15 protein-coding genes are annotated in these 23227 nt (G+C 42.5%); 5 read left to right on the top strand and 10 right to left on the bottom strand.

Translation table 11 applies throughout. The annotated features are described in order from the left end of the window. Positions 1-17 precede the first annotated feature (17 nt). Positions 18-1214, bottom strand: coding sequence for an Lnb N-terminal periplasmic domain-containing protein (locus ACFOSV_RS01910; protein WP_377902829.1), 1197 nt, complete (start codon positions 1212-1214; stop codon positions 18-20). Positions 1215-1466: 252 nt separating this feature from the next. On the opposite strand from ACFOSV_RS01910, the gene ACFOSV_RS01905 reads away from it, so the two are divergent. Genes ACFOSV_RS01905 through ACFOSV_RS01895 form a run of 3 tightly spaced genes read left to right on the top strand, consistent with a single transcriptional unit; the run spans position 1467 to position 5394 of the window. Continuing rightward, a complete protein-coding gene (locus ACFOSV_RS01905; protein ID WP_377902827.1) occupies positions 1467-3545 on the top strand; it encodes a T9SS C-terminal target domain-containing protein in 2079 nt (692 codons plus the stop codon). Between the two features lie 59 nt (positions 3546-3604). Next, positions 3605-4918 carry a gluconate:H+ symporter gene (locus ACFOSV_RS01900; protein WP_377902825.1) on the top strand — a complete coding sequence of 438 codons (1314 nt, stop codon included), beginning with the start codon at positions 3605-3607 and terminating at the stop codon, positions 4916-4918. Positions 4919-4923: 5 nt separating this feature from the next. After that, a complete protein-coding gene (locus ACFOSV_RS01895; RefSeq protein ID WP_377902823.1) occupies positions 4924-5394 on the top strand; it encodes a RidA family protein in 471 nt (156 codons plus the stop codon). Here ACFOSV_RS01895 and ACFOSV_RS01890 read toward each other — a convergent pair. The 8 genes from ACFOSV_RS01890 to ACFOSV_RS01855 form a co-directional block, all read right to left on the bottom strand. After that, positions 5391-6785, bottom strand: a complete 1395-nt coding sequence (locus ACFOSV_RS01890) for an MltF family protein (protein ID WP_377902821.1) — start codon at positions 6783-6785, stop codon at positions 5391-5393. The genes ACFOSV_RS01895 and ACFOSV_RS01890 overlap by 4 nt on opposite strands. A gap of 105 nt (positions 6786-6890) precedes the next feature. After that, a complete protein-coding gene (locus tag ACFOSV_RS01885) occupies positions 6891-8240 on the bottom strand; it encodes a TolC family protein (protein WP_377902819.1) in 1350 nt (449 codons plus the stop codon). Next, positions 8240-11302 carry an efflux RND transporter permease subunit gene (locus ACFOSV_RS01880; RefSeq protein WP_377902817.1) on the bottom strand — a complete coding sequence of 1021 codons (3063 nt, stop codon included), beginning with the start codon at positions 11300-11302 and terminating at the stop codon, positions 8240-8242. Before ACFOSV_RS01880 ends, ACFOSV_RS01885 begins: the two co-directional genes overlap by 1 nt. Position 11303: 1 nt before the next feature. Next, complete coding sequence (locus tag ACFOSV_RS01875) at positions 11304-12374, bottom strand: efflux RND transporter periplasmic adaptor subunit (RefSeq protein ID WP_377902815.1); 1071 nt, start codon at positions 12372-12374, stop codon at positions 11304-11306. A 24-nt stretch (positions 12375-12398) separates the two neighbouring features. Continuing rightward, positions 12399-13181, bottom strand: coding sequence for an alpha/beta fold hydrolase (locus ACFOSV_RS01870; protein ID WP_377902813.1), 783 nt, complete (start codon positions 13179-13181; stop codon positions 12399-12401). Positions 13182-13330: 149 nt separating this feature from the next. Then, a complete protein-coding gene (locus ACFOSV_RS01865) occupies positions 13331-14413 on the bottom strand; it encodes a DUF481 domain-containing protein (RefSeq protein WP_377902811.1) in 1083 nt (360 codons plus the stop codon). A gap of 13 nt (positions 14414-14426) precedes the next feature. After that, positions 14427-15527 carry a DUF481 domain-containing protein gene (locus tag ACFOSV_RS01860; protein ID WP_377902809.1) on the bottom strand — a complete coding sequence of 367 codons (1101 nt, stop codon included), beginning with the start codon at positions 15525-15527 and terminating at the stop codon, positions 14427-14429. 82 nt (positions 15528-15609) lie between these two features. After that, on the bottom strand, positions 15610-18879 hold the full coding sequence (locus tag ACFOSV_RS01855; protein ID WP_377902807.1) for a TonB-dependent receptor: 3270 nt from the start codon (positions 18877-18879) through the stop codon (positions 15610-15612). A 313-nt stretch (positions 18880-19192) separates the two neighbouring features. On the opposite strand from ACFOSV_RS01855, the gene ACFOSV_RS01850 reads away from it, so the two are divergent. After that, positions 19193-19888 carry a lysoplasmalogenase gene (locus ACFOSV_RS01850; protein ID WP_377902805.1) on the top strand — a complete coding sequence of 232 codons (696 nt, stop codon included), beginning with the start codon at positions 19193-19195 and terminating at the stop codon, positions 19886-19888. A gap of 10 nt (positions 19889-19898) precedes the next feature. Here the strand turns inward: ACFOSV_RS01850 and aspS are convergent, their stop codons facing one another. Continuing rightward, on the bottom strand, positions 19899-21662 hold the full coding sequence (aspS, locus tag ACFOSV_RS01845) for an aspartate--tRNA ligase (protein ID WP_377902803.1): 1764 nt from the start codon (positions 21660-21662) through the stop codon (positions 19899-19901). A gap of 246 nt (positions 21663-21908) precedes the next feature. On the opposite strand from aspS, the gene ACFOSV_RS01840 reads away from it, so the two are divergent. Further along, positions 21909-23216 carry a peptidoglycan DD-metalloendopeptidase family protein gene (locus ACFOSV_RS01840; protein ID WP_377902801.1) on the top strand — a complete coding sequence of 436 codons (1308 nt, stop codon included), beginning with the start codon at positions 21909-21911 and terminating at the stop codon, positions 23214-23216. Positions 23217-23227: the final 11 nt, after the last annotated feature.

Genomic DNA, 23227 nt, shown 5'->3' with positions numbered 1-23227 from the left:
CTAGCCCCCCAAATGGTTTACTTTTTTGCAAAGGCTTTCATCCTCTCCACATTATAGTAGAGATAGTTGCTTCGCAAAATGATCACCAGCAGCAGAGGTACCAAACTTGGATGGAAAGACTGCCAGCCCAGAATCCAAAAGACCACAGCGGCATCGGCCATAATCAGGGCAAAAAGCAAATACTTCCGCACCCAAGGTTTGAGGGATTTGGCGAGTAGGCCTTTGGCCAAAATCAAATGTCCGGGAAAAGCCCAGAGCAGATTCCAGTTCCACTTAGTGGCCACATGATCCGTGGCAAACCAAAGCAAAAACATCACCACTCCCAAAACCCCTAGCAGGCCAAAAAGCCCAATATCCATACCGATATAGAGGCGCTTTCGCTTAAAGCCCAGATAGGTCATCACCCCAAATATAATGGCCAGAAGCCAAAGCAAGAGGTAGGGATTAAAGAGCCCCCATCCCGAAGTCGCCACCGGAGGAAAGGGTAAAATCGTACGTGTCTCCTTCACCAGTGACCGGGTGGGTCCATCCCCTTGAATCTCTGCTCGCGCAAAAGCTGCCGCCATATAGTCTGGCAAAAACTGCGCATCATAGGGGCTGGCCTCCACATCGATCACCGCCCCTAGGGCCAGGTCAATGCCAAAATCCGCCCAAACCTTGGAGAGGATATATTCATCGATCAGATCACGAAAGGTACGCTCCTCCGCTACCGGCTGAGGATCATTCCAGATCAGCTGCTCTCCCAGGATACTGGCGAGCACATCGCGGATCCGGGTGGCACAGTTGTCAAAGAAGAAGTCATAGCGATAGCTCCGCTGATCAGGCAGATAGTTGATATCCAGAAAGTCCCTCATGGCCTGGGCCTGCTGGGGATTCAGTGCCAGCACCTGCTCGCTCATATTTCGCTCCTCGGCAGCATAGGCCCGTACAAATCGCTCATAGGTGGTGATGGAGAGCTGATAGTCTAGGGTGCGCCGGGCAAACTTCACCAGAAAGAAAGGGGTGTCAAAGTCAAAGGTGCCGTAGTTAAAAACCAGATCGCGTCCCGTATCCCGCTCCCGTACCCGGATAGCACTATGGCCAAAGGCCGAATAGAGATCTGCTCCCGGGGCACAAGTCAGCAAACTAATCTCCACTTGCTGGGCCGAAACCGGGGCTAAACCTATGATTGTCAGGAAAAAAAATACACCTAGAATTTTATTTTTAAAATCCATACTGTTATATTTAGTTACTTTTTTAGGATTTGGTTAATGGTTTTTCTAGCTCCGATATCGTTTCGGCAAAAGTACTTTTTCAGCCGAATATACAGGTTATTCTTTGCAGTTGCATGGGTGGTAGGTGTCGTATGCCCACTCTATTGCCAAGAAATTAATTCCTTTAGAACCACAAGCTCAGGATTCTTTAATGATGTTAGCATTTGGGAGATATTCGATGGTAGTACTTGGAATCCAGCCCTATCTCTACCCATGGCTGCCAACGATATTTATATAGATCAAACGCATACACTTAGCCTTGTGGGAAACCAAAGTGTAAAATCCCTCTTTATAAATGCTGAAGCTGGAGCAGGTCAAAAGCTACTACTTAACGGTAATGCACTTGAAATATTTGGCACACTTCAGGCTTTCGATGGCCCAGCACCAGGTAATCCAACAGGGTCATGGAATTCGATAAATTGGATTGGAAATTCCATCGATAGCAGATTGATCTTTAAAGGTAACTCAAGAACAATCGTGCCGAAAGGAGCTTGGAGTGGCTTTTCTATAAGAAGTAGATACTCCATCATTTTTGATCCCGGAGATGGAGTCGAATTAACAATTGAAGAACCGGTAAAAAGTATGCGTTTCATTATTCGCTCAGGAACGCTGATTCAAGAAATTGACAATTTAGGCCCTACTCCAGCTTGTGCCACGTTATCTTTCAATTCTGAAGATTTTTTTGGACTCAATGAATATGGGGATTTCATTATTGAAAATGGGGGCACCTTTATTTCTAAATGTAATGAAGATATTCTCTTTCGCTCCGCCAGTCGAAGCGCTGCTCTTTTCGAAATAATGGATGGAGGAGAGGCCATATTTGAAGGAAACAACCCAGAACTGGAAGTAGTCCAATATGAGTTAAATGGAAAAGTGACTTTCGCATCAGGCACAAGCACAAAATCATTTATCACCAAAACATTTCCTACATCAAACTTCCCGATTTCTTTACATGATTTAGAGTTACGGTCATCCCAAAACCTACAATTACCGGCAAATCTTTCAATTTCTGGCGATTTGATCCAAAGTAGTACAGGTACATTTGATTTTACTTCTACAAGTTTATCCGTCGTGGGTAACAGCGATCAGACTATTTTCGGCTTTCCTCTAATTACGTTAAACCTTAGTCTCAATAAACCATCCGGTGAAGTATCCTTCGATAGAGATTTACAGATTTTGTCACAACTCGAAATGATAGCTGGAGGTCTAAACCTGCAGCAAAACGCAATTGGCATAAACCTTTTGGGGACAGGGGGACTACAGTACTCGGGTGGATATTGGCGCGACATCTCGACTTTAAACTATTTCAATTTGCCCGCGACTATGAATGCTACGAATTTTACCTTGCCATTTCTAGACCAATTTCAGGGCGGAATTCGCAAGGTACAACTGCTCGGTAGCTCGCCCGGAGGAAGCCTAAGCCTTAATTTTCAAGAATTCTCAGGAGCAGAATTTGACCCCCAATTTAATGATTCAGATGGCACCCCTATTTTATATCGGTTATATAGCTATTTCGATTTTTCCGGAGTATCTCCCTCGTCTTTACCTATTGAAATGAGGATTTCAGCGGATGAACTAATCGTTGACAATGTAGATGATCTCAGAATCGTAGGTACTGGGTATGCAGCTCCTGGAAGCCACCTTCCCGGTTTGGATCCTATTGAACTTTGGGCTCGACGCTCTCTGACTTTTGGCGAGCTGGAAAGCACAAACTTTACAGTAGGAAGCTATAGAACACTTAGCATTTTGCCTTTGAATTGGCTTGAGCTAAGTGCGGAAAACCTTGGCAGGTATACCCAGGTAGAGTGGAAAGTATCTCAAGAAGAGGATAATGACTACTTTGAAATTTACCGAAGTACAAATGGTTTGGCTGACTGGCAAAAACTTGGACAGGTCAAAAGCCTAGGAGATACAGAGGGGCAAAGAACCTATACATTTCAAGACACTACCCGCCAAAATAGAACCCCCGTCTTTTATCAACTTAAGCAAATCGACTTTTCTGGAGCATTCTCTTGGTCTGAAGTATTTCGCTCGGATCCTTTGCCATCGGCAGAATTAAAAATTTATCCCAATCCTCATTTTTCGGGTCCGCTGCAAATTCTACTTCCAGATGATTTGGATCATTCTTCTGCATTCGTTCAGGTGATAGGCATTGCTTCCCACTACATTTACACCGCCAAACTGAATCTGGTAGAATTGCAAGATTACCTCACCACTTTGGCACCTGGGGTATATGCCATTCAGATTTATTCCAGGGATCACTCCCACTTTACCCGCTGGTTGAAAAAATAAAAGACTTGTTTTCCTTTTTCATATTTCCCTATCTTGGAAGTTAAACCTGCCTCCATCCTATGACCATTTTGCTGGTATTGCTCAGTATTTTGATTTTGGTGCTACTGATTGTTTGGGCCAAGATCAATCCTTTTTTGGCCTTTTTGATCGCCTCGATCTGTGCCGGATTTTTCCTCGGACTCCCGCTGGATCAGATCGCCAAGTCGGTGCAGACTGGAATGGGCGTACTGCTCGGGGATCTGGTGATCGTGATCGTGACTGGGGCCATGCTCGGCAAGCTCGTTGCCGAAAGCGGGGCAGCGCAGCGTATTGCGGGTTTTCTGATGAATATCTTTGGGGAAAAGTACATCACCTGGGCCATGTCGCTGACCGGTCTGGTGGTGGGCATTCCACTCTTTTATAATGTGGGCTTTGTGCTTTTGGTGCCCTTGGCTTTTACCCTGGCCTATCAGTACAAGCTGCCCGTAGTCTATGTGGGGATTCCACTTTTGGCAGCACTCTCGGTGACACATGGCTTCCTCCCTCCTCACCCCTCTCCCGCGGCACTTGTGGCCCAGTTTGATGCCAATATGGGGCTGACCTTATTTTATGGGATGGTGATTACGATTCCTACCGTAATTATTGCAGGGCCCATTTTCGCCCGAACTTTAAAAAAAATCGAAGCCAAGCCTTTGGCAACTTTCCAGGCGGAGGTTCGCCCCGAGTCCGAACTCCCTTCCATCGGCAATAGCTTTTTTACCGCCCTTTTGCCAGTTTTTCTTCTGGTGGGCACCACCCTGTTGAGCTTTTCGACCGCAGAGGAGAGTCCTCTTCGTCCTTTGGTAAGTTTTATTGCCGATCCGGCTATTGTGATGTTGGTTTCGGTATTGGTAGCCACTTTTTCACTTGGACTCAAGCGGGGCTATCGCATGCCTGAAATTATGGAGATCTATACCGTAGCCACCAAGGATATCGCTATGATTCTCCTGATCGTGGCTGGAGCTGGGGCGCTCAAGCAGGTCTTTACGGATACCGGAGTAAGCCAAGTCATTGCAGAAGGTTTAAGTACCTGGCAGATGCACCCGCTTATTTTAGCATGGCTGATTACAGCAATTATCCGTGTTTGTGTTGGTTCTGCTACGGTAGCCGGACTGACTACAGCAGGAATTATTGCGCCCTTGGTCACCACCATGAATGTAGACCCCAATCTGCTCGTACTTTCCATCGGAGCAGGAAGCCTGATGTTTTCTCACTTCAATGATGCGGGATTTTGGATGTATAAAGAATACTTCAATGTGAGCATCAAGGACACGATCAAAACTTGGTCAGTGATGGAAACTCTGGTAGCAGTTTTCGGATTAATTGGCGTACTTATTTTAGATTTAGTGATATAAAAACTATGGCAACAGCAGAAAGTAACTTTGAGTCCCTTGGACTAGTCCTCCCTCCACCTCCCAAGCCACTTGGGGTGTACAAACCTTGTCTACGCGATGGAAAATACCTCTATCTCTCCGGTCATGGCACTGTGCAGACGGATGGCTCCTTGATCATCGGAAAGGTCGGCGAAGATCTAGATCTAGAAGAGGCTAAACTTGCGGCTCGGCAAGTGGGTCTTGCTATGCTTTCCACCATCAAGGCAAACCTAGGCTCACTTGATAAAGTGAAGCGGGTGATCAAAGTACTCGGGATGGTATACGCTGTGCCTGAATTCGGCAAGCATCCCTATGTGATCAATGGTTGCAGTGAACTCTTTTCGGCCGTTTGGGGTCCTGAAAACGGCGTTGGCGTACGCTCTGCTGTGGGAATGGGTTCATTACCTGATCGGATTCCAGTAGAAATCGAGGCAATGTTTGAGCTTGTGGAAGACTAAGCGGAAACTAGGGCTTTATACGCCTCAAAAATACTTAAGACATCCTTCACGTAAGCCACGGCTAAATGCCCTTTGGCAAAGCCACTTTTGACGATGGGATCTTTATAGTATTCTGGGTCGCTTTTCAGCTCCAAAAACTCACTTACATCTTCCCAACTCTGGGTGTCTTTTCCATATTTCAAAGTAAGCCTCCATGCATCCTCCACATGGCCATGACCTACATTGTAGGACGCTAAGATGAATTTGAGACGTTCGTTGGGATCGGGAACTCTACTCATCCAAAACTTATCCAAATAGCCCAAATATTTAACCCCACCCAGCAAGGACTGCTCGGGATCATTTGGATTGGTCACTCCGAATCGCTCTAGTGTCACAGGCATCAGTTGCAAAAGACCACGAGCACCGGCATAGGAAGTAGCTGAGGTATCAAATCGAGACTCTTTGTAAACGAGGGAGGAAAGCAATCTCCAATCCCAGCCTAAATACTCTGCGCCGTTTTTGATGAGCTCATCGTATTGGGAAATTTTACTTCCAGCGATAGAAGAAAAAGGACTATTGCTTCGGAAATACCCGTTTTTAGGGTTTAGAAAGTACTTGGCATAAAGATCTGGAATAAACCTCTTGTGCTTATCTTCCAGCCATTCATTAAGAGTTTCGAGTAGTTTAGGCGAATTGTCTCGAGTTACCCATGAAACTTCGCCCGCCTCTTGAACTACCCAAGAAATATCTAATCCATCGTAGTACGTCGTATTGGCCTTGGCTACATTTTGATCTGCCATGGTCCAAGAAATTTCTTTTTCTACGACCGCATCAATGAGCGATTCCTCATGCCTTTGGTCCTCGCGGACAATAAAATTAAGACCTAAGGAATCACGGAGAGAAAGAAGTTGATATGCATAAGCTGAATTTTCTCGAACATAAATTGTATCGCCCTCCAAATCTTTCCAATCCGTCACTTTCCCATTTTCTTTCAGTCCAACCAGAACTGTATTCATTTTACCCAGAGGAATGCTAAAACTTACTGATTCCATTCGGTCAGGAGTTTTTTCCAGATTAATGGCAATGATATCTACGCTTCCATTCTCAAGTTTGGTAAATGCATCTTGAATATCAGAGACTAAAACCACGTCTAAGACCACGTCGAGTCGCTTGGCAAAATCACGAAGGAGCTCGTATTCATAGCCCATTCTTCTGCCTCTATAGATGTAGTAGCCAGTGGAATTATTGTCCACAGCAGCGCGAATTACACCTCTTTTTTGAATCCCTGCGAGATCCAAAATGTATTTATCTTCCTTAAAAGTATTCCCGAAATGCTTCTCCAAAAAGGTGCATTGCACACCAAAAAGGAGCACCACGGAAAGGGTGATAAATAAAGAAAACGATCTTCTCATTCAGTAGAACCCTCAGATTCAGGATGGTACGACGTTCCCTTTAGACAAATGCTATGCCAAAGCTTTTTTGTTAAGTTCTTTTAAGATGGTTTGAAAGGAAGGTGATCAATTAGCAAGGACACCATCCAAAGGCTCGAAACTGTTTGCAAAAAATATTTTTCCCGACAGACGCATCAATTCGATCTCCTGTTCTTTGATATTAAAGATGGAGGTAATCAGACGGTTTTCTGCACTCAGAAGATTGACCTGGGCATCTCTAAATTCCAGATAAGACGAAATACCCAATCTAAATCGTTCCAAAGCGAGCTCCGTGTTTTCTTTGGCCACTTCGTAGTTCTTCTTCTCGATTTCCAATAATGCCTTATTGGTCTCATAGGTATTAAAGGACCGTTGAATATCCGAACTCAATTGAACCTCATATTGATCCAAGGCATATTGGGTGATTTTCTGCTGCACCTTTGCACTTTGAATTCTTCGATTCAGCGTAAGTCCACTGAATAGGTTTACCGTGACATTTCCTCCAAAATTGAATCCTTGTCTTTGATTTTGGATCAAGAAGCCCGCATCTGAATTGAAGGTGTTATTTACGTAGCTCCCGTTTAAGTTCAAGACTGGCAATCTTGATGTACGCAATTCTTTCTCCTGAAGGTAGGCCACATTTTCTTGTCTCTGGATAATGAGCAGTTGCTTATTCTCAACAAAGGCATTTTCCTGCAGCTCCATTAGGTTTAGTGGCTCACCAATAAGAATTGTGTCCTTGACCGCGAAGTCATTTTCTGGTCCGAGTGCCATGAGCTGATTAAGATTAACTCTAGCGTTATTGATGACTTGCTCCTGCGCCGTAAGCAAGGTCAAATCTGAGTAATAATCCACCTCGGCAGTCAAGAAATCTCGTCTACCTGCACCTCCCAATTCATATTGAGCCTGAGCAATATCCAATCTAGACTGGCTTAGTTCTAGAGTTCTTTCAAGAACTTGGTAGCGCTGCAGCTCCAAAACGAGACGATAGTAGGCCGAAGAAATGTTAGCTACTGTATTCTCAATGATCACTTTTGCATCGAGCTCACTGATTTCGTTGAGTTGTCCCAATCGCTTCATCACCACAAAGCTCTCAGGTCGAAACCCATAAATCGCAGCCATGGTGAAGTTTTCCGTACGAGACTTTGCTCCATCAATCACCCTTGGTTCTGGATCATTGATAAAAGTCTGCTCGACGTCTTCTGTACCAAATGAGCGCGAATAAGTCGCGTCTAGGGATGGCATAAACAGATCTCCAACGCCAATTTTTAGATCATAGTCAGTAAGGGAGATATTCTCCACCGCGATTTTTACTTCAAAATTATTCTCTAATCCAAGCTGTATGGCTTTTTCGAGATTTAATGCCTCTTGGTCTTGAGCCACCAAAGAGAAGGTGGCAAACAAAAAGGAAAGGATGGCTAAAGGGATTTTCTTCATTATATACGGGCTAATCTTGCTTCTTTGGAAGTGAGATAAGTGTAAATAGCTGGAATGATAAATAGGGTAAGGATAGTGGCAAATGCCAACCCACCGATGACGGTAGCTCCCATAGGTACCCGGCTCTCTGCACCTGCGCCTAGCGCTAAGGCAATGGGCAAAATACCTAGAATGGTAGATAAACTCGTCATCAAAATAGGTCTGAAACGCGCCACAGCTGCTCCATAAATGGCTTCATCTATGGACATTCCTTGGGCTTTCCGCTGATTGGCGAATTCAACGATAAGGATACCGTTTTTGGTCACCAATCCGATCAGCATAATGATACCAATCTGACTGAAAATATTTAAGGTGTAATCAAAAGCCCAAAGTGTAAATAATGCACCAAAAAGGGCCAATGGTACCGTAAACATGATGGTCAATGGATCTCGGAAGCTTTCAAACTGGGCAGAAAGCACGAGATAGATCAAGACCAAAGCAAATAGAAATGCGAACAGCAAGCTGTTAGAACTCTCACGGAATTCTTTTGACGCACCTGCCACATCTGTAGAGAAGGAATCATCCAGTACTTCTGCAGCAATTCGATCCATTTCGTCCAGACCATCTCCAATGGTAAATCCTTCGGCCAAACTTGCAGAAACGGTTGCACTCACAAATCTATTGTATCTATACAATTGAGGAGGAGTACTTTTTTCCACCACTCGTACGAGATTATCTAACTGAACGAGTTGGCCATTGTCACCTCTCACGTAAAGCATTCTTAGATTTACAGGTTCGTTTCGATCGGCAAGTTGCATTTCACCCACCACCTGATATTGCTTCCCATTTTGGATAAAATAGGCAAATCGCTGTCCAGAATAAGAAAGCTGCAGCGTACGAGCGATCTCCTGGACGGAGACACCCACGTTTCTGGCCTTTTGTCTGTCGATCTCGATTTCAAGCTCAGGCTTGGTGAATTTCAAATTGATATCTGAGAAAATAAATTTTGGACTTTTGCCAGCTTCCTCCATAAATGTGGGAATCACTTCCTTCAGTTTCTCGAGAGTTGGGGCCTGAATCACATATTGAACCGGAAGTCCTCCTCTTCTATCACCAATAGATTGGGCCTGTGAGGCAAAGGCTCTTACGGTAGTTATTTTCCTAAGTTTTTGATTGATTTGATCGTAAATCTGCTGCTGACTTCGCTCTCGCTTCTCGGCGTCTGTTAAGATCAATCGGATAAATCCTGAATTGGCACTGGCCGTTCCGAAACTTGGAGAGGTTACGCTGATCATTCTCACACGCTCCTCTTGGGGGAGCTCTTCCATCAAATCAGTCACTAGCTCATCCAAAACAGGCTCCATGTAATTAAAAGTGGCACCCTCCGGACCCGTGGTTACAACACGTATTTCTCCACGATCTTCTACAGGCGCGAGTTCGGTCGGAATGTTATTGATGAGCAAATAGATCCCTCCTCCCATAGCTAGTATCACTAAGAACGCAACCCAGCGTACTTTCATAAACTTGCTGAGCACCCTATCATATTGATTGTTTAACCAAACGAAGCCTGGCTCAGTCCAATTGTAAAAGGCATTGTGCTTTTCTCTTCTTTTCAGAAGTTTAGAAGAAAGCATAGGCGTCATGGTCAATGCCACAAAAGAAGAAATAATCACCGCTCCTGCTACGACAATACCAAATTCCTTAAATAGTCGTCCAGTAGTTCCAGTCAAAAAGATTACAGGTAAGAATACTGCTGCCAAAGCAACTGTGGTAGCAATAACTGCAAAGAAAATTTCTTCAGAACCCTTCGCCGCAGCATCGAGAGGCTTCTCCCCTTTTTCTATTCGGGTATATATATTTTCCAATACTACAATGGCGTCATCCACGACTAGACCAATGGATAGCACGATACCGAGTAAGGTCAAAACATTGATCGAAAAATCCATCAAATACATGATGAAGAAAACTCCGATCAGAGATATCGGGATGGTAAGTACAGGAATAAAGGTAGTACGCCAATCACGGAGGAATAAGAAAATAATAGCAACTACAAGGAAAAAGGCAATGATAATCGTCTCCTGAACCTCAGCTATTGAATTCCGGATATACTTCGTGGAGTCATACGTGACTTCAGTAATGATATCCTCCGGTAGATCCTTTTCAATACTTGCGATTCTTCTGTAAAACTCATCAACAATTTCGATGTTGTTGGACCCAGGCAAAGGCACCAAAACAACGACTACCATTGGGGTATTGTCGCTTTTCAAGATGGTACGCTCATTTAAAGCTGCAAGCTCAGCCTTTCCAATGTCCTGGAATCTCACAATATTGTTTTGATCTTCTTTGATAATCAGATCGTTGAATTCCATAGGTGTACTCAAACGGCTTTTGGTTCTCACCGAAAGCTCAATCGTAGAACCTTCAATTCTACCTGAAGGCAATTCTACGTTTTCGCTTTGTACTTTTTGGAGTACATCGAGTGGAGTCACTCCATAGGAAGCCATTTTCAATGGATCCATACGAAGTCGAATGGCGTATTCTTTATCTCCCCAAACTTGAATTCTACTTACCCCTGGAATGGTCTGAAGCCGCTCCTTAAATATGTTATCTGCAAGGTAAGAGACCTCGAGCAAGCTTCGGATATTACTCTGCACTGATAGATAAACAATAGGATTGGAATCAGCATCAGCTTTAGAGACCACAGGAGGTTCTGCGTCAGGAGGAAGATTTCTTTGTGCTCCGGCTACTTTGTCTCTCACGTCATTGGCAGCAGCCTCCAAGTCCGCCCCGACATCAAATTCCACGGTGATGCTACTCGTTCCGTCGTTACTAGTGGAATTCATGGATTTAATTCCCTGAATACCATTGATGGCTTCCTCGAGTGGCTCAGTGATCTGGGCTTCAATTACATCAGCATTGGCCCCTACATAACTCGTCCGTACAGAAATCACCGGAGGATCCACACTGGGATACTCTCGAATTCCCAAAAGGGAAATCCCGATCACCCCAAATAGCACAATGATGATGGACATCACTATGGCCAATACAGGGCGGTTGATACTTAAATTAGATAAGCTGGCCATTTCAATTGATTTTGGTTACTTCCAATGCAGTGCCGGTACGAGCTTGGAGCACACCGGTAGCCAAGACCAAGTCGCCTTCTTCGAGACCGCTCAAAATCTGAACTTCACTCTCCGTACGGGTACCGATTTCCACCTTTCGCTCTTGGGCCTTTTGTTCTGCATCTACCACGAAAACTTTATACCCTTGGAGCTCAGGAATCACTGACTCAGAAGGGACCATTAATGCGTCATTTATTTCGTCAAGAACAAATCGAATCTTCACAAACATTCCAGGTAAAAATTTACCCTCCTTGTTGGAACTTTGAGCTCGTAATTTCAAGGTTCTGGTAGCGGCGTCAATTTGTGGCTCATAGGCGTATACCGTACCCTCAACCTCTTCAGGAGATGACTCACTTGAGAAATAAACAGGGGAACCTAACTTCACGAGATTTGCATACCGCTCCGGGATCGAAAATTCAATTTTGATTGGGTCCATATTTACTACCGTGACAATCACGTCACCCGTCCCAATCACCGATCCTTCACTGACCATTCTCAGTCCCAAAATACCATTAAAAGGAGCACGAACAACTGTTTTTTGAATCTGCGCCTCCACAAGTTTAAGGTCAGAAAGTGTGGTGTTGTATTGATTCAAAACGATATCATACTCTTCTTGGCTAATCGCCTCTCTTGCTAAAAGTTGTTTTTGCCTATTTTCCTGACTTTCAAAAAGTTTCTGAGTGTACTCAAGCTTCTGATACTGGGCTTGAAGCTCATCATCATTGAGATAAAGTAAGGGTGTACCCTTGGATACATATTGACCTTCAGAAAAAGAGATTTTTCGAACCAAACCTGATACCTCAGGGCGCAAATCCACCACTTCGTTCGGCAAAATAGTACCAGTAACCTGTAGTTCATTTTTCAAGTTGCCTCGCTTCATTTCTACTACATCCACAGGTAAACCTGCATTGGATTGAACTGTCGGAGGAGGGGCTGAATTGGACTTTCGCTTATCCCATCTCGGATAAAGAAATGCTGCTGCGACAATTAAAATGATGCCTACAATTAGGATCGATTTTGTTTGTTTTTTCATACTGAACAGGTGGTGTTAGGCTGATTAAGCTTGCTGCTGGATAAATTTTAGAGATAAGGAATTGAAATTTTCGGGTTGCTCCACATTCACTACATGTCCGCACTTCTCCAACACCTCCAAAACTGAAGCTTTGTGTTTTTTTACTATGTTTTTTACCGGTTCTAAAAACATAATGTCTTGGTCTCCCATCACATAAAGTGTTGGTATACCCAAGTCGGATTCTTTGAAATATTTCAATAGGGGATTAATATCTTTCGTCAGTTTAAACCAACGGATAAACTCTTTTTGACAAAGCTTTTTCGCTTCACGGATAAAAAGATTCCTCGACTCACTATGCTGCTTTCGTGGCATAATGATAAAGGCAAATAGCTGGTACAGCCACATATAGGGAATGACCTTTTTGAAGGTATTGCCGAGGAAGACCAGAACTTGAGATTTGATAGTCAAACGAGTCACAGCACCGGCCATTACCAAAGATTTCACGCGTTCGGGTTGAATTTCGGCGAGCTGTCTCGCAAGAATAGTTCCTAGTGATACACCCATAAAATGGGCTTTAGGAATCTGAGCATGGTCAAGCACATCGATGATGTCCTGGGTCACAGCCTCAAAGGTGTATTCTTTATTATATATCGCTTGAGGAAGGTCAGTGGATTTGCCATGACCTCTCAAGTCAATCAGAAGCAAGTTGAAATGCTTTTTGAAGTCCTTGAGCTGCTTATACCAGACTGCCGAAGAGCCTCCTGCGCCATGTATAAACACGACCCATTCGGTACTTTCTTCATGCGGGAATTTTTTGTAGTAAAGCATCTGAATATAACCAAGACTGCAACACAAAAGTTGCTGGATCACAAAGTTAACTTTATCCTAGTCTCAAAAATGAAGGAATCACACTGAAGGCAAATCTTAGCCATCAATGGAGAAATTCAGGCAGTTTTTTGTAATTATTTCTAGAAATACTAGAATTTCCAGCCAATTGTAGTCTGAATCACATAGTCCAAATTTGGAGCATCCTCAGCAGCTTTATTGTCAAAGTTGATAGTGGTTCCCAGTTTCAGAAAGAAGTCATTAAAAAATTTATAATTGATGTCAAATTTGGAATCTGATCGAAACCTTCCCTTTTCTGTCAACCCTACATACCCCAGGAATACTCCTTGCAGAGAGAAATCTCCCATATTAAATAAATCTACTGTACTGCCTAATACAAATTCTGTAGATTGATTGGAAGGTATGTCACCCTTAAAATTTTCCGAATTGAGATTTATTCCAGCCTGCAAGGATACTGTCCTTTGATATTTTCGGATTAGATATTTCCCAATTCCGAATTTAATATCTGATCTGAGGTCTATGAGTTGCTCTGAGTTATTTAAAAAATTGACCCTAGTAATCGCAAACCATTCATATCGGATAAGTGCCAAGAAGGACAAACCTCCGTCGTATCTCTGAATAAGCTCACTATCCGTTTGGGTAGAGCGAATTCCATTAAAATTTGCGGAGGCGCCAAACCAATTTGATAAATAATCAGCTTTGCTCCTAAGAGAGTATTGCCGCAGCCTGCTCGACCGGGCAAGGTTGACCCCCACACTGATTTCCCCATTTATCCGATCAAATACATTTTCTTCAACTTCCTGAATTTCTACAATTTCAGTATTGTGAAGATATAGCGTGTCTGGAAATGAGTCAATTTGGCTTTTAGGAACATTAATCGGCTCCAAAACCACAAACCGTAAAGAATCAGGAGATATGGAACTGAGAAGTCCACGCAGCCTTATCTCTTTTTCCAAAGAAAGGACTACATCAAAATCGGAGGAAAAATAAACTACCTCCTTCCAATCTAATTCAATATTCTTTTTCGAATAAGGAACATCTATTTCCAGAATCCCATTATCCATGGATTTGATTTGCCCTACGAGGATATCTCCATTGGACATTCGTAAAGAATCCTTGACTTCCTGAGCAAATATATTGCTCCAAGTCAAGGATGCACCGAACAATACCAAAATAAGGGCTAGACTCCTTGAAAATTGATTATTGAAGCTCAATTTTGTTTTCTTATCATAGGCTCCAACCTACTGTGGTCTGAAAAACGTAATCGACCGTGGTGGCTCCAGCCACTGGACGGTTGTCATAGTTCACTGTCGTTCCTAGCTTGACATAAAAATCTGAGAGAAACTCATACTTGACATCCAATTTAAAGTCAGTTCTAAATCTTCCTGATTCGGAAAAGCTAGGATATGCTACCACATTGGTGAACAAAGTCAAATCTCCGATATCGTAAAGATTTAACTCTGAGCCTATGAAAGCTTCCCCCGTTCTACGCGGATCAGTTGGCGGAGTGCCTTCCTCCTCAATGTAGACCTCATTATTAAAGTTGACCCCAGCTGTAAATCCAAAATATGTTTTGTTTGTATGAACCAAATATTTACCCAAACCAACCTTATTACCAGTTCTTAGCTTGATTAGCTGCTCTGTATTGGAAAGAAAGGTGATATTGTATAAAAGATACCAATCCTTGGGCAAAAAATAATTGTAGGTCAAATCAGCATCGGTTCTTTTAGTAGGATCGACCTCGTCTTGATTGGAGCTAAGGGTGTTTATAGAAGCGGACAGTTTCCATCGATCTGCCAAATAGCCCACACCACTTCGGATGCTCAGCTGACGTAGATTGTTTGCCTTTGTCACACTCCAACCTAAATCTATGCTGGCCGAAAGTCTACTCCAGAACCCTTCATCTAGCGCATTCAGATAAACTACCTGATCTATTGGAATTGAGACTATCCCTTGATTCACTTCGGTTTTCTTATCCAGAGGTTTCTTTTTCAGCCGAAAAATAGCTTCCGGATCATACGTATCAATACTCACCACTTCATCTTCTGTAGAATTGATGGTCCCGTTAAAACGTCTTCCATCTTCAGTAGTGATCAAAAATTTAGTTTTAGAAAAAATCTTATCGATCCCGCTCCAAGAAACCTTAAAATCGGAATCAGAATAATCGGTTTCAATAGTGAGGACTCCTTTATCCATGCTTTTGATTTCTCCGACAATGATGTTTTTATTTTTTAGAATTAGAGAATCTGTTTGGGCGTTTGCAGTAAAAAAAAGTGCTAAAGACGCCAGATTTAGCAATAATACTTTAAATCGTAAGGTTGAAGACATGGTGTTTACAAATGTTAATTTCCCGCAAAATAAAAAAAGCATCCCTTTTGGGATGCTTTTTAATACTATAATTTTTTGAATATTAGTTGAATATGTATCGAACTCCAACTTGCATTCTCCAAGTATCACCAAGAGAAGTGGTGTTTCTGAAAGTCTCAGTTGGGAAATCAGAAGTACCTGGTACAGTGTTCAATCTATATACTGGCTCACCTTGAGCGTTATTTCCTCTATAGTTCAACAAGTTATCCTGGAAAGCAAACTTTTGGATACCCCACTCAGAATTAAACATGTTTCCAATATTTAAGATATCGATAGAAAGCTGAAGTCTATTTTTCTTGTCTTTAGATAGAACCAAATCCTCCGTAATTCTCAAGTCAAATCGATTTACCCATGGTCTCAATGCACCATTTCTTTCAGCTATAGACCCTCTGTTTTCACTTAGGTAATCATCCTGATCAATATATGCATCGAGTAATGCAGCTTGCTGGGCAGCAGTGACAGGAGTCCCGCCAATGCTGAATTCTTCAAAGTTCAACTCGCTAGCATTATTTGGAATGTACATCAAGCGATTTGATGCATCTCCAAAGTTTCCAGAGTAAGTGTATGAAAACCTTCCAGCATCAGATCCTTCATATACCAAAGAGATAGTAGTGTTATCTGTCTGGTAAGCCAAAGTACTGATCACTCTATTTGGGATATCAAAACCAGCAAACCCTAACTCAGGATTGTTACGATCTGTAGCTACTGTAGCAGGCCAAAGCGAAATCGCTTGAGATCCACCAGCAGCATCAAGATCTCTAGATCTAGATCTTGTATAAGCAGCCATCACATAGAAACCGTTGTCGAATTCTTTCTGAAGCTGTGCAGTAATAGAGTAGTAATCTGCATTCTGCTGAGCGTTTGTCAAGTAGAACACGTTTCTGAAATCAGAGTCATTGGAATAGTTTGATCCATTCCAGAAAGGTCTTCTATCTGGACCAGCAAGAGTTCCGTCAGGATCTCTTAGAACTGGATTGTAAGCAATTGGAGTAGAAACATCCTGAGAATAGATGAATTCAAGTGTACCCACGATTCCGAAAGGAAGAACTTGGTCCACTGCAAGATTGGTTCTCCAAACTTGTGGTAGCTTAAATTCTCTGTCTGTCAAGTTCAATTCGTTAGAGAGAGACTGACCTGGGTTTTCTGGGTTACCAAAAGTTACATCAGGATTGAACACATAGTTTGGTCCGAAAGCTTCTTCTACATCTTCAAATTCATAACCAAGACCACCTCTAACTACTCCAGATCCATTCACTTGGTTTGAAAGCCAAACGAAAGGAATTCTACCAGAGAAGATACCTGTTCCACCTCTTACTTGGGTCGTTCTGTCACCTTTTGCATCCCAGTTGAAACCAACTCTTGGAGACCAAAGTGGATTCACTTTAGGGAATGTTGCTACGTCTGGAGTGATTGTTCCGCTTGGAGTTTCGAATGTCTTGTTCAAGTCATCCAAAAGCTCGTTGCTTGGGATATCGATTGGGTAAAATGGGAAGTCAACTCTCAATCCACCTGTCACTTTCAAGTTCTGAGTGATTTGATATTCGTCCTGTACATAGAATCCGATTTGTCCAAATCGAGTTTGATCGGTTGGAGGAGTCGTAGAACCATCCAATGCGAAAGACTTTGAGAATGCAGTAGGATAAGTACCAGGGGTTCTGTCAATAACTGTATTTACGAAATCATCATAGCTCGTAAATCTGTAGAAACCGTTGAATACAGGGTTGAACGCATTATCAAAGGTCATGTACTCAAAGTTTACACCGAAAGTGTAAGTGTGCTTGCCCTTATAAAGAGAGAAGTTATCTGTGAAGTTGAAGATGTTATTCTCCAAAAGGTTACCCACTGTGAATAATTCGTTACCTACAGAGAAGTAGTAAAGCAAGTTGCCACTAGCATCTGGCTCCAAAACCTCTATGAAAGGAAAATCCTGTCCACCTGGAACCCCTCTTTTAGGATCTGTAATAGAAGTGTAACCAATATTGATTTGGTTAGACATGTTTGTTCCTATTCTTGAGTTCAATTCAGCTACCCAAGACTGTACATTTCTATCGTTAGTATAGTTGGTATTTCTGAAGTTCATTGCTTCAATACCAGTACGGTTTGTATTTCTATATCTGGTACTGATGAATCGAATAGAGTTACCATTGGTAGGTACATCAGTGAATGCAGTATAGTTGTTGTAACGAACAGAAAGCTTGTGATTATCATTGATGTTCCAATCCAAACGAGCATTGAATCTTGTTTGCTCAGAAGCGAAAGGATAATTCTCATATGGTCCAGTCTCGTAACCGTAAATGGAGCTAAGGCTTTCACGTACAAAATCAAGATCAGAAGCAGGAACTCGAGAAACTGTCAAACCGTCTGGCTCAAGTCCTGGACGAGCAGCCACCTTGGTAAAGCTTGGAACCGCCTCAGTTTCTTCTTCATAAGACACGAAGAAAAAGAGCTTGTTTTTAAGAATTGGACCACCGATTCTAAAACCAGCAATTTCATTTTTAGAATCACCTACTGTGAGTCTTGTATCGCCTACCTTATCACCGATCATTTGATCATTTCTGAAGAAATAGTAAGCAGATCCTGAAAATTCGTTGGTACCTGATTTAGTAATCGCATTAACAGACGCACCTGTAAAACCAGCCTGTCTCACATCAAATGGAGCCAAGTTAACCTGAACTTCCTCAATCGCATCCAATGAGATTGGGTTAGATCCGGCGAATTGACCAGAACCAAGTCCGAAGTTGTTGTTGTAAATATTACCGTCAATGGTGTAGTTGTTGAATCGGCTAGAAGTACCGGCAAAAGACGTTCCGTTAGACTGAGGCGTCAATCGGGTAAAGTCGTTGATATTTCTGTTTACTGTTGGAAGCGCATTGATTCGCTCGTTGTTCAAGTTAAGAGAAGCACCTGTACGATCAGAGTTCATCAAAGCATCTTGGCTAGCGACAATCTCTACTGCCTCAAGCTCCAAGCCATCAGACAATTCAGCATTGATTGTATAGTTTTGGCCTAGTCCCAAAACTATTTGATCATAAGTTCGCTCTTCAAATCCTACGAAGGAGATACGAACAGTGTAAGGTCCACCTACACGCATGTTGGCAAGTACAAATCTGCCGTCTAAGTTACTTACAGCCCCGTAACGGGTACCAGAAGGTTCGTGCGTTGCGACGATGTTAGCCCCAGGAAGAGGTTCCCCAGTTGCATCTACGACAGACCCTTGGATACTAGCCGTGGTCACACCCTGTGAGAATGCCACCTCTGCGCTGAAAATTGCGAAAAGTGTGACAATCAAAGTTTTGAGTAGATTTTTTCTCATTTTTTGTTGGTTAAAACATTGATTTTGATTGATGGGGCAAATTTAGATATTCTAACATCTTTTAACAGAAGTACTTAGATTAATTTTTTGTACCTGTTTTTCTAAAACTTAACATTAAATTAACATTGGAGCTAATAGATAATTTTCCTCAATTCCTGTTATATCACTTTTCTCAAAATTTAATTTTGTTATCAGTCAATTTTCGGGCTTTATCTAATTCAAATTTTTACATTGATACCCTGAAATTTGTTTTAATTATTCTGTAGATTCACTCCTAATTCGACAAAAATAATCACCGCTTGACCCATCAATTTTGTCAAAAAAAAATATCCTCTGGCTTTACGTTTTTCTCTTTGCCACACTGGCGGATATTGCATTCATTTTAGAAAGAAAAGAAGAGCTTCGTTTTTTCTCAAAACCTCTGATCCTAATTGGCCTTATCGCCTACTTCTACCAGCTCTCCAAACCCATTTCGGGCACGCTTTTGAGCAAAAGTATTTTAGCTGGGTTGATTTTTTCTTGGCTAGGCGATGTACTTCTTCTTTGGTCTGACTTATTCACCTATGGTTTGGGGTCCTTTTTTATAGCCCAGGTCTGCTATATCATTGGATTTAAAGTCGCCCAGTTCAATCCCAACAAGCTTGGAAGGGTCAATTTTGTCCGAGTCTTCCTCACCAATCTACCCATCTACTTCTTTGGAGCATTTATTTTTTACCTGATCAGCCCAAATTTAGGTGCGATGAAAATTCCGGTTGCCATTTATATTATTGCTATTGTAAGCATGTTTACCACCGCCAAGGACCGATTTGGCAATTGCCATCCAGCTTCTTTTTGGCAGGTATTTATTGGAGGTGCACTTTTTGTGATCTCCGATGCCATCATTGCCATGGATAAGTACTTTCAAACTTACAAAGACGCGGATGTGCTCATTATGGGTACTTACACCACCGCCCAGCTATTGATCGTCATGGGCATTCGAACGCACATATTGCACCCAATAAAAAAATGAGGCCGAAGCCTCATTTTGTTTTTTCTGCAATCTCTACTTTGATCGAAAGCTCTTTGAGTTGATCCTCTGCAATGGTACTTGGAGAGTCAATCATCACATCTCGTCCAGAATTATTTTTTGGGAAGGCGATGTAATCTCGAATAGAATCAGACCCTCCAAAAATCGCACAAAGACGATCAAAACCAAAGGCAATCCCGCCGTGGGGAGGTGCTCCAAACTCAAAAGCATCGAGTAAGAATCCAAATTGCTTCTTGGCTTCCTCAGGCGTAAAGCCCAGATGAGTAAACATCATACTTTGAGTGGATTTGTCATGGATACGAATAGATCCTCCGCCGATTTCCACACCATTTATGACCAAATCATAGGCATTGGCGCGTACAGCTCCCGGATCCGTTTCTAGCAAGGCTATATCCTCTTTCTTTGGAGAAGTGAAAGGATGATGCATCGCATGATATCGACCAGTTTCCTCGTCCCATTCCAGTAGGGGAAAATCGATAACCCAAAGCGGTTTGAAAATATTTTTATCCCGAAGCCCTAGATCATCTCCCATTTTTAATCGAAGCTCAGACATTTGCTTGGTTACTGCAGCAGAATCACCGCTCAAGATCAAGATCAAATCTCCGGGCTTGGCTCCAAATTGATTGGCTACAGCTTGTAAGTCTTCTGAAGAATAGAACTTATCTACTGAAGACTTCAATGAACCGTCCGCATTGTACTTAATGTATACAAGTCCTTTTGCTCCAATCTGAGGTCTTTTCACCCAATCAGTCAAGGCGTCTAGTTGCTTTCTTGTGTACTCTGCGGCACCTTCAGCACAGATTCCAAGGATTTTTTCGGCCTGATCAAAAATTCCAAAACCTTTACCTTGCATCAGTCCATTGAGCTCTTCGAAGCGCATCCCAAACCGAAGATCTGGTTTGTCATTTCCATAAAAGCGCATAGCGTCCGTATAGGTCATTCGCTTCACTTCTTCAAGCTCTACTCCTCTTACAGTTTTGAATAGATGTCTGGTTAATCCTTCAAATGTATCCAGAATGTCTTCTTGCTCCACAAATGACATTTCACAGTCTATTTGTGTGAACTCAGGTTGTCTGTCCGCTCTGAGGTCCTCATCACGGAAGCACTTTACGATCTGGAAATACCGATCAAATCCACTGACCATGAGCAATTGCTTAAAGGTCTGAGGGGATTGAGGCAATGCATAAAATTCACCTTGATTTACTCGGCTAGGCACCACGAAATCACGAGCACCTTCCGGAGTAGACTTTATTAGGACGGGAGTCTCCACCTCAATAAAATCGGCGGAATCCATATATTTTCGCGTCTCCTGCATCATTCGATGACGAAGCTGAAGCTTTTCTCGAATCACATTTCTTCGCAGATCCAAGTATCTATATTTCATTCTCAGCTCTTCCCCCCCATCGGTCTCGTCTTCTATCAAAAATGGAGGAAGTTTAGCTGGATTGAGTACTTCGATGGATGTCACCTTGATTTCAATCTCTCCCGTTGGGATGTTTTTATTTTTTGCAGTTCGCTCGATGACAGTGCCTTTGGCTTGTACGACAAACTCTCTTCCAAGTGAGGCGGCTTTGGCCAAAATGACTTCATCTGTAGAGCCTTCTTCAAATATCAACTGCGTCAATCCATATCTATCTCTGAGGTCCACCCATACTAGGCCACCCTTATTCCTTACCCGCTGCACCCATCCGGATAGGGTCACTTCATTTCCTACATTTTCGAGGCGCAATTCGCCACACGTGTGCGTTCTGAGCATTTATTTCATTTTTAAATAGGTCGCAAAGATAACCAAATGAGCAAGACCCAACACAAAAAAGAGGGAGATTTGAATGTTTCCTCCCCAATACAGAAAGGAGGAATGAAATTTGCTCCAAAAAAAGTGATTGATTCAAAATATTGACTGCCAAAAAACGCTATTTTTGTAGCAATCACCACGAATAGTTTCGTTTTGAGAATTATCCAACGAAACTCATCAACTTTAGACTAAAAATTAACACGCCCAATGAAAAATAAGTGGATAGGAATTGCCTTAGGTACCATTGCCAGTTTAGCAATTGTTTCTTTTTATTATTTCATCCCCTTGGAAGTTGAGCAAGAAGTCCCAAAAGATTTTGAAGAGGTAGTAGCGGTCGATAGTACAGAAAATTTGCTCTACGGCATAGATATTAAAGGCCTTAATATCGTAGAGGGCCAGGTCAAAAGAAATCAGACTTTGTCCAGTATTTTGAGTCCGTTTAATGTTTCATTTCAGACTATCGATTTGATCGCAAAAAAATCCAAGGAAGTTTTTGATGTACGTAAGATCCGATCAAATCAAAAGTTTGTAGTTCTTACCCCTGAAGATTCTTCAGTCGCAAAATATTTTATTTACGAACCTAATCCATCCGAATTTGTCGTTTTCCATTTGGATGATGGAGATATCTACAAAGTCGAAAAGCCTATTGAACTTCGTGAAAGACAAGTTGCAGGTTTAATACAAACGAGTCTTTATGTGGATATGGTGAAGCAAGACGTCTCTCCAGAGCTTATCGATTTATTTGCTGACTTATATGGTTGGTCCGTGGACTTCCAAAGTCTTCAAAAGGGCGATAAGTATAAAGTAGTATACAAAGAGAAGATTATTGACGGGGAGGTAGTCGGGATTGAAGATATCCAGGTAGCACTTTTTGAGCACAAAGGCCAAGAATACCACGCCATTCCATTTGAACAAAATGGTGAATGGAACTTCTTCGATCAAAATGGAGAGAGTTTGAAAAAAGCCTTTTTACGTGATCCAGTGAAATTTACACGAATTAGCTCTCGCTATAATCTACGTAGATTTCACCCTGTTCAAAAACGATACAAACCACATCTGGGTACAGATTATGCAGCAGCTAGAGGTACCGAAATCCGAGCAGTCGGAGATGGTACAGTCACGCATGCTACCTATCATGGTGGAAATGGCAACTATGTGAAAATTAAGCATAACGGGACTTACACCACCCAATATCTCCATATGTCTAAAATTGCATCAGGCGTTAAGGCTGGAACTCGTGTAAAGCAAGGTCAAGTAATTGGCTACGTTGGAAGCACCGGCTTGGCTACAGGTCCACATCTATGCTTTAGATTCTGGAAAAACGGTAAGCAAGTAGATTGGCTCAATGAAAAAATCCCGCCTTCCGAGCCTATCTTAAAAGAGAATTTGGTGGCCTTTGAAGCGACGAAATCTCAATTTATGCAGCAGCTAGCGATGATACCTTTCCCTGCCGAGCAGCAACGACTTCTCGCCAAGGAGAATGATCAACCCATCATTCAGAGCACGTTAGATTAATTCCCCACTTC

Source organism: Algoriphagus namhaensis, from assembly GCF_042649705.1.
GTDB classification, from domain to species: domain Bacteria; phylum Bacteroidota; class Bacteroidia; order Cytophagales; family Cyclobacteriaceae; genus Algoriphagus; species Algoriphagus namhaensis.
The sequence above is the reverse complement of the archived record's forward strand: the minus strand, read 5'-3'. Positions and strand labels throughout refer to the sequence as shown.